Below are 13,938 nucleotides of genomic sequence, written 5' to 3' on the forward strand. Positions count from 1 at the left end.
GGCTACCGCGCCGCCTATGCGGCGATCTATGACCGCAACGCCTATGCTGACGCCATCGGGCAGCTAAAAGCGCTCGGCCACGACGATCATCCGAATGTCGCCAATCTGATCGGCTACTCCTATCGCAAGCTCGGCGACTACAAGCTCGCGCAAGTCTGGTACGAGCGCGCACTGAAAGCAGATCCGAACCACGTGCTGACCTGGCAGTATTATGGTTTGTGGCAGATCGAACAGGGCAACCGCGATTCCGCGCAACATCACCTCAGCCGGATTGCGGCGATCTGCGGGACCGACTGCGCGGAATATCGGTCGTTGGCGGCGGCGCTCGAAAAACCGCCCGGTTCCGGCCTCGTCTATTGAGTTCCGCGATCGCAACCCGGCGGGCGCGTCTCGTTGCCGGAAGCGCCCGCGGTGGCGAATGATCCGGCGTCACCTCATCCCGTGCCAGCAAGGGCGTGGCGCGGTTTCAATGCTGACCGCCTCACCGGTTGCGGTCAAACTTCCCGCGCCTCCGACGACCATCGTTGCAGACAGGTCTCCCAATCCGGAGGTCGGTCGGCGGCGAATCCCAGGGTTCGGCCGGTAGCGATGGCATGAAATACTTTCATCGCCTCGCGATGCGCACCGCAGGCGAGGAAGTTTCGCATCGCGCCTTGATCGGTCCAGACCGAAAGCGTGTGATGCACATCGCCGATGGTCCGGGTTTCCGCGCTCAGATTGCCCGGCGCGCGGCGCGCCTGCGCCATTGACCGGACCGCGTGCCACCAGAACCGCAAGACGTGCCGGCGTCGCGTCAGACGCAGGCCTGTGATCGAGACGTAGACCTCAGCCATTGGGAGCGATCCTCGACGCCAGCGCGACGCCGCCGCCTGATTTCTTCGGTTGATTTTGGTTGACACTGTCTACTTCACGTATAACATCCGCTCGCACGTCTGGCAAGGGCGCGGCGAGCATCAAGGGAGAACGACATTGCGTTCGCAACCTCCTCAAGCCTCGGGAGCGCGGGTTCTCGCCGGAACCGCCCGGCAACGGCGCTTGCGATCGAGCTACGGGCCATGGGCGCTGGTGACGGGAGCATCCGATGGCATCGGCAGGGCCATGGCGATGCAACTGGCCGAGGCGGGATTAAATCTCGTCCTGGTCGCCCGCCGCCGGGAACTACTGGAAGCCCTCGCCAAGGACCTGATGCAGAAGCACCCAATAGAGGCGAGGGCGCTCGCGCTCGATCTGGGCCAGCACACGGCGATCGACGCGCTGATATCGGCAAGCGGCGATCTCGAAATCGGATTGCTTGCCGCGGTCGCCGGCTTCGGCACATCGGGCAGATTCATCGACAGCGTTCTCGACGATGAACTGGACATGGTCGACGTGAACTGCCGGGCGGTCGTCGGGCTTTCGCATCATTTTGCCCGCCGGTTTGCCGCCCGGCGGCGCGGCGGAATCGTGCTGATGAGTTCGCTGCTGGCGTTTCAGGGGGTGCCGCGGGCCGCGACCTACGCGGCGACCAAATCCTTCATCCAGACCTTCGCCGAAGGACTGCGTCCGGAGCTGGCGGCTTGCGGCGTCGACGTGATCGCATCGGCGCCCGGGCCGGTGCGCAGCGGCTTCGAAGCCCGCGCCAATATGCGCCTGGGCTCGGCGGTAACACCCGAGGTGGTCGCGCGGCAAACGCTTGAGGCGCTTGGCCGCCGCGCCACCATCCGTCCGGGGTTTCTGTCGAAATTCCTCGAGGCCTCGCTGCTTGCCTTGCCGCGGCGGACCCGCAGCCGGATAATGGGCATCGTAATGGGAAGCATGACGCGGCATCAGCATGGCGGCGAGGAGCCACAAGAGCGGAGACTTGCGTGAGGCCTGCGTCAGGGAGGCGCTTGCGATCATTGCCAAAGGCGGCATCGACAAGCTCAGCCTGCGGGACGTCGCGCGCCGGCTCGGCGTATCGCATCAGGCGCCGTACAAGCATTTTCCCAGCCGCGAGCATATTCTGGCCGAAGTGGTCGGACGAGCTTATGCGGGTTTTGCCGCGCATCTGGAGCAGCGGCCGCGCGACGCCGACCCTTATGTCGACCTCGGCAATCTCGGCCGGTCCTATCTGGATTATGCCCGCAAACATCCGCTGCACTACCAGCTGATGTTCGGCACGCCCTTGCCGGATCCCGCGGAGCATCCCGAAATGATGGCCAAGGCGGAGCATGCCTTCGCGACGCTGCGGGACGCCATCGCAAGATTACCGGGACGCCCGCCGGATGCCAACGACGACCTCGATGCCTTGTTCACCTGGGCGGTCGTGCACGGCCTCGCCAGCATTTTGCAGACGCGGGCCACCCAACAGCTCGGAATTGGCAAGGCGAAGATTGCCGAGGCGACCGCCCATACGCTCGGGCGGATCGCCGGGGCGCTTGGCCGGTTGGATCAAAAGAAAGGCTAGAGCAGATCCGGAAAAAGCCTGCCCCGCACTTGGATAGCGGGGTGGATACCGGTTTTCCGAAAAGCATGCCCTCGGGCCCGACCCGAGGGATCATGCTCAAAAAAGATGGAGCGGACTGACGGTTCGAAGAAAAGTCACCTTGCCCCAGTCTGTCGTGGCGCCGCCTTTTCTTCACGCCGATCTGTCGTCATCCACCAAAAGCGTTATCTCGATCGTCGTCTTCCCAGGAAAATATGAAGCCCAAGCCAGGCGGGCAGGGCAAACCCGACGATGATGTGTATCCAGCTGATCCAGGGTCGCACGGCTTCCGAGCCCAGATAGTAGAGCCCGAAAGCCGTCACGACCAGGAGCGTGCTGAGCGCGATCATGGCCGATCCCGAGACAAGATTATTGCCGTTTCGCCATCCGCGCAGCACGTGCACCGGGATCAGGGCCCCCAGCAACAAAAGCGTCACCATCGCGGCGCCGCCATGCGCCATCAGCAGGCTGGCCGCGGTCTGCTGCCAGATCTCGCTGCTGGAAAGATCTTTCTGCCGATCCGCCACAAGCCAGCCGGCGCCGGTCAGCAACAGCACCGCGAGCGCCGCATAGATCGAAAAACGAAATGAAGGTTTAAGCCGCAAGGTGCACCGCGCGATGCCAGTCCGGGGTGATCCGGACCTCGCCGTCCACGGAAATCAGCAGCGCGCTTGCATCGTAGCACTCGAGCAGTTCATGCGCGGCGGTGCCGGAAATCATGACAATTTTCGTCAGCGCGTCGGCGATCATGCAGGACGGCGCGCGCACGGTCGTGCCATCAATCGCCCCGGCCGGTTCGCTTGTGCCGGGATCGACGATCGCCGAACCGGTTGTTTGCGCCGATCGGAACGGATCGAAGCGACGCGCCGTCGATGCCAGCGCTTGATTGGCGATATCGACATGGCCGATCAAACGGCGTGGATCGCGCGGATCGCGAATATGGATCCTTTGCGGCGCTGGTCCGAACGCGGCGAGATCGCCGCCGGCGTTCACCAGGCCGTTCGGGATGTGGAAGCCGCGCAGAACCTTGAGCGCACGATCGACCGCGAAGCCTTTCGCAATGCCTCCGAGATCAATCCCGATATCGCGACGTCGAAAGCGGACGGTTTGTCCCGGCAGCAGCTCGATCGCATCAAATGATCGCGCCCCGGCCGGGACTGGCGGATTGTCGGCGGAACGCGGCAGCAATCCCATGGCCTGCAATGTCGGGGCGACCGCAACATCGAAAACGCCGTTGGAGCGGCGATGCATCTCGACCGCGGCTTCCAGAACCTCGAATGTCCAGGGGTCAACTCCGGTCGGCCGGTGAAAGGCTTCGCGGTTGAGGCGGCTGACGTCGCTGTCCGGCGCATGAAAGCTCATCAACCGCTGCACGTGTGCGACGGCCTCGAACGCCGCATTCACGGCGCAATCCATCTCTGGTCGGGCCGCCCCCGCCACCTCGATCTCCACGAAGGTGCCAAGCAGCGGTCGGGCGCGGCGAACCTTATCGGAGGCGGTTGCCATAGGTCGCCAATACCCGCTTTACGCCCTCGGTGACATGCATCGAAGACAAGGTCGCGCCGGCGATATTGCGGATGTCGCCATTGACCTTGAGCGCACTGTCGCCGGTCTTGCCAACGAACTGCGCGAGCCAGCCCGGGCCCCTGATTTCGCCGCCGTAAGACTCCCGATATTGCAGGATTTCCACGCTGTGGACGGCTCCACCCGGCGTCAACGCCACAGCGTAGTCGATGAAGAGGTGCTTTCCGACCACCCGATCGAAGATGAAAAAGCCCGCGACCTGTCCGCCGGCCTCGGCCTTCCAGACCCGGCCTGCCTGCATTTCGATGAAGCGCGTCGCCGACGGGAATGCCTGTTTTTGCGCCTGTTCGATCGAGAGATACTGAACCGCGTAAGCCGGGGACGCGATCGACATCATCGCTGCCGCCGGCAGGGTATAGCGAACCCATGTCATGATTGACTGGCTCCTTTGTTCTTGTGAATGCCGACGGCCGGCAGGTGCCGCCCCCGCGAGCGCGCGCCGCGGATCAAAAGAAAAATCCGACGCCGCCCAGAAACGAGTCCGAAAGCGCGCCGGCGACACTTTTGTCGATCACCCTTTGATAGGTCGCCTTCAGCACCAGTTTGGGCGAGGGGAAGATCGCAAGGCCGGCGGTGTGAAATTGGCGCTGGCCGGCGCCGGTCGGCGCATTGGCGTCGGTTCCGGCAAATCCGCCGGTTTGCAGGTTCTCGTAGCTGTATCGATAGAATGGCACCGCCTCCCACTCGCTGTTGAGGATCGTTCCGAGCGGCACGTGGTAGGCGATCTCGCCCGAGTAGCCATACATCGATTTGCCGACATTGTTGGTGGGGTCGGTGTCGTTGTTGGCGCGCAGGTTTTCCGGACGGCTGAAATTGACGTGGACATATTCGCCGCGCAGTTCGAGGCCGGTTTGCGGCACGCGGTAGCGGAACTCGGCATCGAATATGCCAACGCTGGTGCGTCCGAGCAGATCACCGGTATCCGCATAGGCTCCGCGCGGGGTCACATTGGGGCTGTAATAGGCGCTTACGCTTCCTGCAAAGCCCGGCAGAAATGCGGGAGCGAAATCGAGTTTCCCCGCATAGGCCAGCGTGTTGTTGAGCTGCTGAAAGTCGCCGCGGACAGGCCGCGAGGAGGCGAGCGCGTCGAGGCCGCTGATCCCCGGCGCATAGCCCGCGGGAAATGGCGGAACGGTCTTTGCGTCGGTGCGCAGACCGAAGTCGCCGCCAAAGTCCTCGATGCTGGAACTGACCTGAACCTGGTAGCTGAGACCTTCGGCGATGGTCCCGTAGACGCTGCTGGCTCCGGCCTTGAAGGTTGACGGAATAAGACCGTTGTAGAGTTCCGGCCGGTTGACGCTGTAGAACTGGGTCGGTTCGTGGCGCTGGTTGATATAGCCGATCGGCACCAGATCGATACCGGGCGCTCGCCAGTTGAACTGATCGAGAATCTTGAAATCGATCCAGACTTGCTCGATCTCCGCGGTGCCATGCAGCTTGTCGTCGGAATCGAAACCGGAGCCTGCGTGCTCAAACTCGATCTCGGCATTGAAGATGATGTTGGGAGTGATCGCATAGGTCGGCAGCAGCACCAGCCGGTGCGCATCGAAACCATTCTGCCACTGGCCGTTGGCGGCGGGATTTTGCATCGCGCCGAACTTGATTTCACCATAGGCGCCGATGCTGAGACCGGGAACGGGCGAGTCGGCGAGCCCAAAAATCCCGTTGTTCGCGGGCGCGGTTGGCGTCGGAGACGGCGCGGCGCCCGGGATTTCCGCTCTTGCAGCGCGCGCGGGTGATGCGGGCTGAGCAATCGGCGAGGTCGGCGGCGCCGTCACCGGCGAGACGGCGGTGTTCGCTTGCTTCTGCCTGAGCTTTCCCTCGAGCATTTGAATCCGCTGTTCCATCCTTTCCATTTTTTTCAGAACGGCATCGCTGGTATCGCCGTCGGTCGCCCAGGCGCTGCCACCGCCGATGATGGAAGCCGCCGCAGCGAACAGCAGCGCCCGCCGGCTGGAGCAGCCAGCCGATTGAAATATCGACGCAGGCAAACATGAAAACCGGTGTAACGACATCGGATCCCCCAATCCGCGGAAATCATGCGCTCCGCGACATCGAGGCACCTAACACCGTTGCAAAACATTTTGGGAATCGGAATCGGAATGGTGGAATGGAATCTCTCTATGATGGAATCGCTCTACATTAGAACTGGAATAAAACCAAAGTGAGCGGGAATGGTTCTGGTTTTTCGTCGACCGTGAAACAGGCGAGGCGTGATGGATCGGCATGCCTTCGACGGCCGATGATCCGACGCCGGGTGCGACGGCGAGCGCGGCTAGCCCTGCGGCCTGGCATCCGGCGCCGCCGGCATGGCGCGGTTGCGGAAATAATCCAGCACGAAGAGACGTATCGCGGAGGAGAGATTGCCTTGCTGGCGGTTGCTGTCGATCTCACCGACCAGTTCGGACAGCGTCATGTTTCGCAGGCCCGAGATTTCCTTCATGCCGTTCCAGAACGCCTCTTCGAGGCTGACGCTGGTCTTGTGGCCCGCGACCACGATCGAGCGCTTGACGACGGGAGACTTCATGAGGCGTCTCCGCCGTCGATCTGGTGCTGATCGAGCAAACGGCCGGCGCGATCGTTGTGAAGCTCGTCGTTGGCGCGTTCGGATCTGGTGCGGCCAAATCGCGCGCGGTTGGCCTCGGCCTGCCTGGCCGATTGCTCTCGCGCGTTGCGCTTCTTGAACCGCTTCAGGTTGACCACGTCGCCCATGCGCGCCCCGTCACCCAATGTCTCGGCGGTGGAACCCATGATGAAAACAAACGCGGTCGCGCCGCGCGCAAGCAAACTCGATCGTCATCCGGAATCCTTGTATCGCGCCTTATGATAACATCAAAAAATAAACTTCACTCTGCGAAAACCAATAGTTCGTGCTCTACCATCCGTCATGCGGCGGCGATAGATGATCGGTCTCATTCTTTAGGCGTTACGATTCATCATTGCCTATCGTATCACGCGTCCGTAGTTTCCCGGGGTCTGCGCGCCGGGTTCAGCCCGGGCGTGTCATTTTGTCTGGCTGCACCAGGCGATCGAACTCCGCCGCGGAGACGAAACCGAGCCGCAAGGCCTCTTCTTTCAGCGTCGTTCCGCGCGCATGCGCCGCTTTGGCGAGCTTTGCCGCATTATCATAGCCGATTTTGGGCGCGAGCGCGGTGACCAGCATCAGCGAGCGTTCCATCAAATCCCGGATCCGCTTTTCGTCGGCGCGCAGTCCGACGACGCAATGTTCGGTAAACGAACGAACGACGTCCGACATCAGTTGAATGGAATGCATCATACAATATGCCAGCACCGGCTTGTACACGTTCAGCTCGAAATGCCCCTGGCTGCCGGCAACCGTGATCGCGGTTTGGTTGCCGAACACCTGGCAGCAAACCATGGTCATGGCCTCGCACTGGGTTGGATTGACCTTGCCCGGCATGATCGACGAGCCCGGTTCGTTCTCAGGCAGGATCAATTCACCAAGCCCCGAGCGCGGGCCGGAACCCAGGAAGCGGATATCGTTGGCGATCTTGAACAGGCCGGTGGCCACCGAATTGATCGCGCCGTGGACGAGAACGTAGGCATCGTTGGCGGCGAGCGCCTCGAACTTGTTCGCCGCGCTTGTGAACGGCAGTTTTGTAATCCTGGCGACCTGTCTGGCGAACAGCCGGGCGAATTTCGGCTTGGAATTGAGACCGGTTCCAACCGCGGTGCCGCCCTGCGCCAGCGGGAACAGATTCTTGACCGCCACGCGCAGTCTTGCGATGCCGCTCTCGACCTGGGCAGCGTAACCGGAAAATTCCTGACCGAGCGTCAGCGGGGTCGCGTCCTGGGTATGGGTGCGGCCGATTTTCACGATTTTCGAAAACGCCTTCTCCTTGCTGCGCAGTTCGCGGTGCAACGCGCCCAGCGCCGGGATCAGGTCGGCGACGATGCGCTCCGCCGCGGCGATATGCATCGCGGTCGGGAATGAATCGTTCGACGACTGGCTCATATTGACGTGATCGTTGGGATGAACCGGCTGCTTGGCGCCGAGTTCGCCGCCGAGCATCTGGTTGGCGCGGTTGGCGATCACCTCGTTGAGGTTCATGTTGGTCTGGGTGCCTGAACCGGTTTGCCAGACAACCAGCGGGAAGTGATCGTCAAGCTTGCCCTCGATCACCTCGCGCGCGGCGCGGGCGATGGCGCCGGCGCGGCGCTGGTCGATGAGGCCGAGTTCGCGGTTGGTCTGCGCCGCCGCGAGTTTGACGATGCCGAGCGCATGAACGATCGGCATCGGCATGCGGTCATGGCCGATGCGGAAATTGTGCCTTGAGCGTTCGGTCTGGGCGCCCCAGTAACGGTCCGCCGGGACGTCGATCGGGCCGAAGCTGTCGGTCTCGACGCGAATGGATATGTGCCGCGATGTTGCCGGAGATCGAGCCATGAGCACTATCCGTTGCGCCGTGAAAATAACGGCACGTTCATTCTACAGTGTCGAGGATTCGGTGCGCGCGAATTATTTCTTGCGGAAGCGATCCAGCCGCACCACTTCCGCGCCTTCGCCCGGCCTGGCCGGCTCGTCCTTGCTCTCGGCGGCGGGCTCGGTTGCGGGAACCGGAGGTGCGGACGCCGCGGGAACCGCGGGCAGGTTCTTCGCAGGTGCCTCGGCTCCTGCGTCGGACGGCTCGAATTGCAGGCCGAACTGCACCGAAGGATCGAGGAAGCTCTTGATCGAAGCGAATGGAACCACCAGCCGCTCGGGAACGCCGCCGAACGACAGGCCGACCTCGAACCGGTCCTCGGTCACCACCAGGTCCCAGAACTGATGCTGAAGGATGATCGTCATCTCTTCGGGATATTGCGCGAGCAGCCGCGGCGAAAGCTTCACGCCATCGGCGGTGGAAAGGAAGGTGATGAAGAAATGGTGGTCGCCGGGAAGGCCGTGTTCGGCGGCGTCGGTCAGCACGCGGCGCAGCACCCCGCGCAGCGCGTCGCGCGCCAGCACGTCATATCGGATGTGATCGGTCGCCATGGTGGTCCTGTCGCGTTCAAGATGTGGCCGGCAGATCGAGGGCAAGGCCGGCCGGCCGACTCGCCAATTCCTGCATGGTACTCCGGCTGCGGCCTGAGGTCACGCAGGCGTCCTCGGCGGAATTCAGGGCAGAGAACGCCGTTTGTGGCGCAAATTAGAGAGCGCCGTTTGTGGCGCAAATTGAAGTGGAGGCTTCTGTTGCCAGGTGCCTCCGAACCCCGCCTGACGGAGCTTAACCCGTCAGGACTTTAGACATGGTCTTTCAAACTGCGTTACGCAGCCTGAGCGACCGGAGCATAGTTGTCGTTTGCAACTATTGCATAGCCCGATGACGGCGGAACCATACCGGGAAAAAACACGCCCTTTACGCCCTCGTCGATCCTGTTTCGCCCCCGCCGAAACCCGCCAAAATGGATTGATTTCGGGTTTTGGTGGAGGCGCCGGGTACCGCCCCCGGGTCCGAATGGTTTATTGCGACGGCGATTTATTTCCATAGCCGGCGAACCGGCATCCCCAATATAGGGTGCAATGATGGAGAAAAATAGGGCCCGGTAACGGGCGCGGAACGCGCCAATACCGCGATTTGGGTTGGCCTTGGCCGGCCCGCCACTCTAAACCTTGGGTCATGCCCCCGGATTCCCCGCCGTTCGCCGTCCCGGCGCCCGATATTCCAGCCCCCGCCGCGCCCGATCCTCCCGGCCTGATGGAACTGTTCGTCGCGTTTGCCAAAATGTCGCTGGCCGGCTTCGGCGGCGTCCTGGTCTGGGCCCGGCGCGGCATCGTCGAGAAGCACCGCTGGATGACGGCGGAGGAATTCAACCAGACGTTTGCACTGTGCCATTTCCTGCCCGGTCCGAACATCGTCAACCTGTCGGTGGTGTTCGGCGCGCGCTTTCGCGGCATGGCCGGGGGCATGGCGGCCTTTGCCGGGCTGGTCGGGCCGCCGATGATAATCGCGACCATCCTGGCGGCGCTGTACGCGCGTTACGGCGAGATCGACGCGTTGCGGCGCGCGCTCGCCGGGGTATCCTGCGCGGCCGTCGGGCTGTTGATCGCGGTCGTTCTCAAGATGATGACGCCGCTGGTCGACAAGCGCGATTGGGTCGCGCTCGTGATCCTGACCGCCGTGTTTGTCGCAATCGGGATGCTGCGGCTGCCGTTGCCGGCGGTGCTGCTGGTGGCGATACCGTTCAGCCTCGCCATCCGTTTCGTGATGCGTCGGGGGGCGAAAGCATGAATTCGAACGCCAGTCCGATTTCGACGCTGGTCTGGACGTTCGGCTTGATGTCGCTGTTTGCGGTTGGCGGCGCCAATTCGGCGATTCCCGAAATGCACCGGATCGCGGTCGATGTTCAGCACTGGATGAGCGACCGGCAATTCGCCGACGTCTTCGCCATTGCCCAGCTCTCGCCGGGGCCGAACGTGCTGATCGTGACCCTGATCGGCTATTCCGTCGCAGGCGTCGCGGGGGCTTTGGCCGCGACGCTTTCGATGTGCGGTCCGGCCGCGGTCCTCGCCTATTATGTGAGCCGCCTGCTCGCGCGATCGGGCGGCGCGCGCTGGCCAGCCATGATCCAGGCGGCGCTGGTACCGGTTTCCATCGGCCTGATGGCCGCCAGCGGCCTGATCCTGGCGCGGAGTTCCGGTCAGTCATGGGTCGCCGCCCTGGTCACGGTGCTCGCGGCGGCGCTCGCCTTCGCCACCCGGCTCAATCCGTTCTGGATGTTGCTGGGCGGGGGAATCTTGGGTTTTGCTGGCGTTATCTGACGAAAATCGGTAGGCAAGGCTGAGGCCTGCAACAAGCGCCAACCAAACAGAATGGGCGAGAAGCCCTGTTCGGGGGGGAGATCGATGAGTGATACGCCGAGCCGCGCGCTGGTCAAATCCATCATGCCGAAATGGGTTCGTGGTCCGCAGGACTTCGTCGGTGGCATTGCGCTGATGGCGATCGCCATATTCGCCTTGTGGGCGTCGAGCGATCTGCAGGGTATGCGCGGGTTTTCGTTCGGCGCCGGAACGGCGCCGCGGATGTTCGCGGTGCTGCTGCTGGGGCTGGGGGCCGCCGTTGCCTTGATGGGTATTCTGGCCGAGGGGGCGCATCTTGCGACCTATGCCTGGCGCGGCCCGCTGTTCGTTTCGCTGTCGATCCTTTCCTTCGCGATCACGATCCGGCCGCTGGGTCTCGTGGTCTCGGCCTTCGCCAGCTTCCTGATCTCGGCGCTTGGGACGCCGGAGACGCGGTGGAAGGAAACCATCATCGTCGGCGTCTGCCTGACCATCGGCTGCAGTCTGCTGTTCCCCTATGCGCTCGGGCTGCCGCTGCAGCTGTTCCCGCGCTTCCTGGTTCAGTGAGGGCACAATGGCCGATCTGTTTTCCAATCTCGCCCTCGGTTTCGGCGTCGCCCTTACCCCGATCAATCTCCTGCTGTGCCTGATCGGCGCCTTGGTCGGCACGCTGGTCGGCGTGCTGCCGGGCATCGGCACCATCGCCACGGTGGCGATGCTGCTGCCGATCACCTTCGGTCTGCCGCCGGTCGGCGCCCTGATCATGCTTGCCGGCATTTATTACGGCGCGCAGTATGGCGGCTCGACCACCTCGATCCTGGTCAATATCCCCGGCGAGGCGACCTCGGTCGTCACCACGCTCGACGGCTTCCAGATGGCCAAGCAGGGCCGCGCCGGCCCCGCGCTCGCCATCGCCGCGATCGGATCGTTCTTCGCCGGCTGCGTCTCGACCGTGCTGATCGCGGTGCTCGGCGCGCCGCTGACCAAACTGGCTCTGGCGTTCGGGCCTGCCGAATATTTCTCACTGATGGTGCTGGGCCTGATCTTCGCGACGGTGTTGGCGAAGGGGTCGATCCTGAAGGCGATCGCGATGATCGTGTTCGGACTGTTGCTGTCGATGGTCGGCTCCGACATCGAAACCGGCGCCTCGCGCATGGCGTTCAACGTTCCCGAGCTTGCCGATGGTCTCGGCTTCGCCACGGTAGCGATGGGCGTGTTCGGCTTCGCCGAAATCATCCGCAACCTCGACGCCGGCGCCGAGATGGACCGCGATCTCGTGCAGCAGAAGATCACCGGACTGATGCCGACCCGAAAGGATCTGATCGACTCCGCCCCGGCGATCCTGCGCGGCACGGCGCTGGGCTCGATCCTCGGCATCCTGCCGGGCGGCGGCGCCGTGATCGCCTCGTTCGCGGCCTATACGTTCGAAAAGAAAATCGCAAAAGATCCGTCGCGGTTCGGTCGCGGCGCGATCGAAGGCGTTGCGGCGCCGGAAAGCGCCAACAACGCCGCGGCGCAGACCTCGTTCATCCCGCTGCTCACGCTCGGCATTCCGCCGAACGCGGTGATGGCGCTGATGGTCGGTGCGATGACCATTCACGGCATCGTACCCGGACCGCAGGTGATGCAGAAGCAGCCTGAGCTGGTCTGGGGCATGATCGCCTCGATGTGGATCGGCAATTTGATGCTGATCATCATCAACCTGCCGCTGGTCGGCATCTGGGTGCGGCTGCTGCGGGTGCCCTACCGGCTGATGTTCCCATCGATCGTGATCTTCTGCGCGATCGGCATCTACTCCCTCAACAACGCGCCGGTCGACGTCGTCCTCGCCGGCGCGTTCGGGCTGCTCGGCTACTGGCTGATCAAGCATGATTTCGAACCGGCGCCGCTGCTGCTCGGCATGGTGCTCGGCCCGCTGATGGAGGAAAACCTGCGCCGGGCGCTGTTGATCTCGCGCGGCGACTGGAGCGTGTTCGTGACCCGTCCGCTGTCGGCGGCGCTGATGGCGACCGCGGCCTTGCTGCTGGTGCTGGCGGTATTGCCGTCGCTGCGCAAGAAACGCGACGAGGTGTTCGTGGAATCCGAGAGCTAGCAACCTTCTGCAAGGATCGGGAATCCAGGGGGCGGAACGCTGGTTCCTCCCCTTGTTGTTTGCGCGCAAGATCAACATTTTTCCGGGTATAATTACCGCCCGCAGCCGAGTCGCCGCTGTCGATCGGCTGCCCCGGCCGTTAAATTCGCCGGCTCGAAAGGCTTGAGAAAACCCGCGCCATGAACCAGTACCACGATCTGCTCGAACGGATTCTCGCGGACGGCGCCGAAAAGCACGACCGCACCGGCACCGGCACCCTGTCGATCTTCGGCCATCAGATGCGCTTTAATCTCGGCGCGGGATTTCCGATGCTGACCACCAAGCGGCTGCCGCTGAAGGCGATCGTGCACGAACTGCTGTGGTTCCTGGCTGGCGATACCAACGTCAAATATCTCAGGGACAACGGCGTCACGATCTGGGACGAATGGGCCGACGCCAATGGCGACCTCGGCCCGGTCTATGGCTCGCAATGGCGGTCCTGGCCGGCGCCGGACGGGCGCCGCATCGACCAGATTTCCAATGTCATCGACATGATCCGGCGCAATCCGGATTCGCGCCGCCTGATCGTCAGCGCGTGGAATCCGGCCGATGTCGACAAGATGGCGCTGCCGCCGTGTCACTGCCTGTTCCAGTTCTATGTCGCGAACGGCAAATTATCGTGCCAGCTTTATCAGCGCTCGGCCGACGTCTTTCTCGGCGTGCCCTTCAACATCGCCTCCTATGCGCTATTGACCATGATGGTCGCGCAGGTGACCGGGCTGAAGCCCGGCGACTTCGTGCACGCATTCGGCGATGCGCATCTTTATTCGAACCACCTCGATCAGGCGCGGCTGCAACTGACGCGGCCGACGCGCCCGCTGCCGGTGATGAAGATCAATCCCGGCGTCAGGGACATCTTCGCGTTCCGCTACGAGGATTTTACCCTCGAAGGCTACGACCCGCACCCGCACATCCCGGCGCCCGTCGCCGTCTGAGGCAGGATGCCCGATGATCCTGGCAGGCGACATCGGCGGCACCAAGACTTTGCTGGCCCTTGCC

17 protein-coding genes and 1 other RNA gene are annotated in these 13,938 nt (G+C 63.1%); 8 read left to right on the forward strand and 10 right to left on the reverse strand.

What is annotated here, in order from left to right; all coding sequences use genetic code 11:
• Positions 1–360: tetratricopeptide repeat protein (locus WCE35_RS17000; protein ID WP_424594492.1), on the forward strand; the 360-nt coding region annotated here is incomplete at its 5' end.
• A 134-nt stretch (positions 361–494) separates the two neighbouring features.
• Here the strand turns inward: WCE35_RS17000 and WCE35_RS17005 are convergent.
• Positions 495–833 carry a hypothetical protein gene (locus tag WCE35_RS17005; protein ID WP_424594493.1) on the reverse strand — a complete coding sequence of 113 codons (339 nt, stop codon included), beginning with the start codon at positions 831–833 and terminating at the stop codon, positions 495–497.
• A gap of 136 nt (positions 834–969) precedes the next feature.
• Between WCE35_RS17005 and WCE35_RS17010 the strand changes: the two genes are divergently transcribed.
• Positions 970–1,848 (forward strand): SDR family NAD(P)-dependent oxidoreductase, encoded by an 879-nt coding sequence (locus WCE35_RS17010; RefSeq protein ID WP_424594494.1) that lies wholly within the window; start codon positions 970–972, stop codon positions 1,846–1,848.
• Complete coding sequence (locus WCE35_RS17015) at positions 1,841–2,425, forward strand: TetR/AcrR family transcriptional regulator (protein ID WP_424594495.1); 585 nt, start codon at positions 1,841–1,843, stop codon at positions 2,423–2,425. Before WCE35_RS17010 ends, WCE35_RS17015 begins: the two co-directional genes overlap by 8 nt.
• A 203-nt stretch (positions 2,426–2,628) precedes the next feature.
• Here the strand turns inward: WCE35_RS17015 and WCE35_RS17020 are convergent, their stop codons facing one another.
• The 9 genes from WCE35_RS17020 to ssrA all read right to left on the reverse strand — a co-directional run bounded on the left by WCE35_RS17020 (position 2,629) and on the right by ssrA (position 9,571).
• Positions 2,629–3,048: a hypothetical protein gene (locus WCE35_RS17020; RefSeq protein ID WP_424594496.1), complete on the reverse strand. Its 420-nt coding sequence runs from the start codon at positions 3,046–3,048 to the stop codon at positions 2,629–2,631.
• Entirely contained in the window at positions 3,038–3,949 is a 912-nt protein-coding gene (locus WCE35_RS17025) for an FAD:protein FMN transferase (protein ID WP_424594497.1), read from the reverse strand. The genes WCE35_RS17020 and WCE35_RS17025 overlap by 11 nt, the downstream gene beginning before the upstream one ends.
• Positions 3,930–4,400: an FMN-binding protein gene (locus WCE35_RS17030; protein ID WP_424594498.1), complete on the reverse strand. Its 471-nt coding sequence runs from the start codon at positions 4,398–4,400 to the stop codon at positions 3,930–3,932. Before WCE35_RS17030 ends, WCE35_RS17025 begins: the two co-directional genes overlap by 20 nt.
• Positions 4,401–4,473: 73 nt before the next feature.
• The gene (locus WCE35_RS17035) at positions 4,474–5,856 is read right to left on the reverse strand and encodes a hypothetical protein (RefSeq protein ID WP_424594499.1); all 1,383 of its coding nucleotides are present in this window, start codon (positions 5,854–5,856) and stop codon (positions 4,474–4,476) included.
• Positions 5,857–6,302: 446 nt separating this feature from the next.
• Positions 6,303–6,554: a ribbon-helix-helix domain-containing protein gene (locus tag WCE35_RS17040; RefSeq protein WP_424594500.1), complete on the reverse strand. Its 252-nt coding sequence runs from the start codon at positions 6,552–6,554 to the stop codon at positions 6,303–6,305.
• Complete coding sequence (locus WCE35_RS17045) at positions 6,551–6,739, reverse strand: DUF4169 family protein (protein ID WP_424594508.1); 189 nt, start codon at positions 6,737–6,739, stop codon at positions 6,551–6,553. The genes WCE35_RS17040 and WCE35_RS17045 overlap by 4 nt, the downstream gene beginning before the upstream one ends.
• A gap of 277 nt (positions 6,740–7,016) precedes the next feature.
• The gene (fumC, locus tag WCE35_RS17050) at positions 7,017–8,435 is read right to left on the reverse strand and encodes a class II fumarate hydratase (protein ID WP_424594501.1); all 1,419 of its coding nucleotides are present in this window, start codon (positions 8,433–8,435) and stop codon (positions 7,017–7,019) included.
• Between the two features lie 72 nt (positions 8,436–8,507).
• The gene (locus tag WCE35_RS17055; protein WP_424594502.1) at positions 8,508–9,023 is read right to left on the reverse strand and encodes an SspB family protein; all 516 of its coding nucleotides are present in this window, start codon (positions 9,021–9,023) and stop codon (positions 8,508–8,510) included.
• Positions 9,024–9,207: 184 nt separating this feature from the next.
• Positions 9,208–9,571, reverse strand: a transfer-messenger RNA (tmRNA) gene (gene ssrA, locus WCE35_RS17060).
• A 77-nt stretch (positions 9,572–9,648) separates the two neighbouring features.
• Here ssrA and WCE35_RS17065 point away from each other — a divergent pair.
• The 5 genes from WCE35_RS17065 (at position 9,649) to WCE35_RS17085 (ending at position 13,874) form a co-directional block, all read left to right on the forward strand.
• Positions 9,649–10,260 (forward strand): chromate transporter, encoded by a 612-nt coding sequence (locus WCE35_RS17065; RefSeq protein ID WP_424594503.1) that lies wholly within the window; start codon positions 9,649–9,651, stop codon positions 10,258–10,260.
• Positions 10,257–10,790, forward strand: a complete 534-nt coding sequence (locus tag WCE35_RS17070; protein WP_424594504.1) for a chromate transporter — start codon at positions 10,257–10,259, stop codon at positions 10,788–10,790. Before WCE35_RS17065 ends, WCE35_RS17070 begins: the two co-directional genes overlap by 4 nt.
• An 84-nt stretch (positions 10,791–10,874) precedes the next feature.
• Complete coding sequence (locus WCE35_RS17075; RefSeq protein WP_424594505.1) at positions 10,875–11,375, forward strand: tripartite tricarboxylate transporter TctB family protein; 501 nt, start codon at positions 10,875–10,877, stop codon at positions 11,373–11,375.
• A 7-nt stretch (positions 11,376–11,382) separates the two neighbouring features.
• On the forward strand, positions 11,383–12,900 hold the full coding sequence (locus WCE35_RS17080; RefSeq protein ID WP_424594506.1) for a tripartite tricarboxylate transporter permease: 1,518 nt from the start codon (positions 11,383–11,385) through the stop codon (positions 12,898–12,900).
• Positions 12,901–13,079: 179 nt separating this feature from the next.
• Positions 13,080–13,874, forward strand: coding sequence for a thymidylate synthase (locus WCE35_RS17085; protein WP_424594507.1), 795 nt, complete (start codon positions 13,080–13,082; stop codon positions 13,872–13,874).
• The last annotated feature ends 64 nt before the right edge of the window (positions 13,875–13,938 follow it).

The organism is Bradyrhizobium sp. (assembly GCF_049691595.1).
Lineage (GTDB): Bacteria > Pseudomonadota > Alphaproteobacteria > Rhizobiales > Xanthobacteraceae > Bradyrhizobium.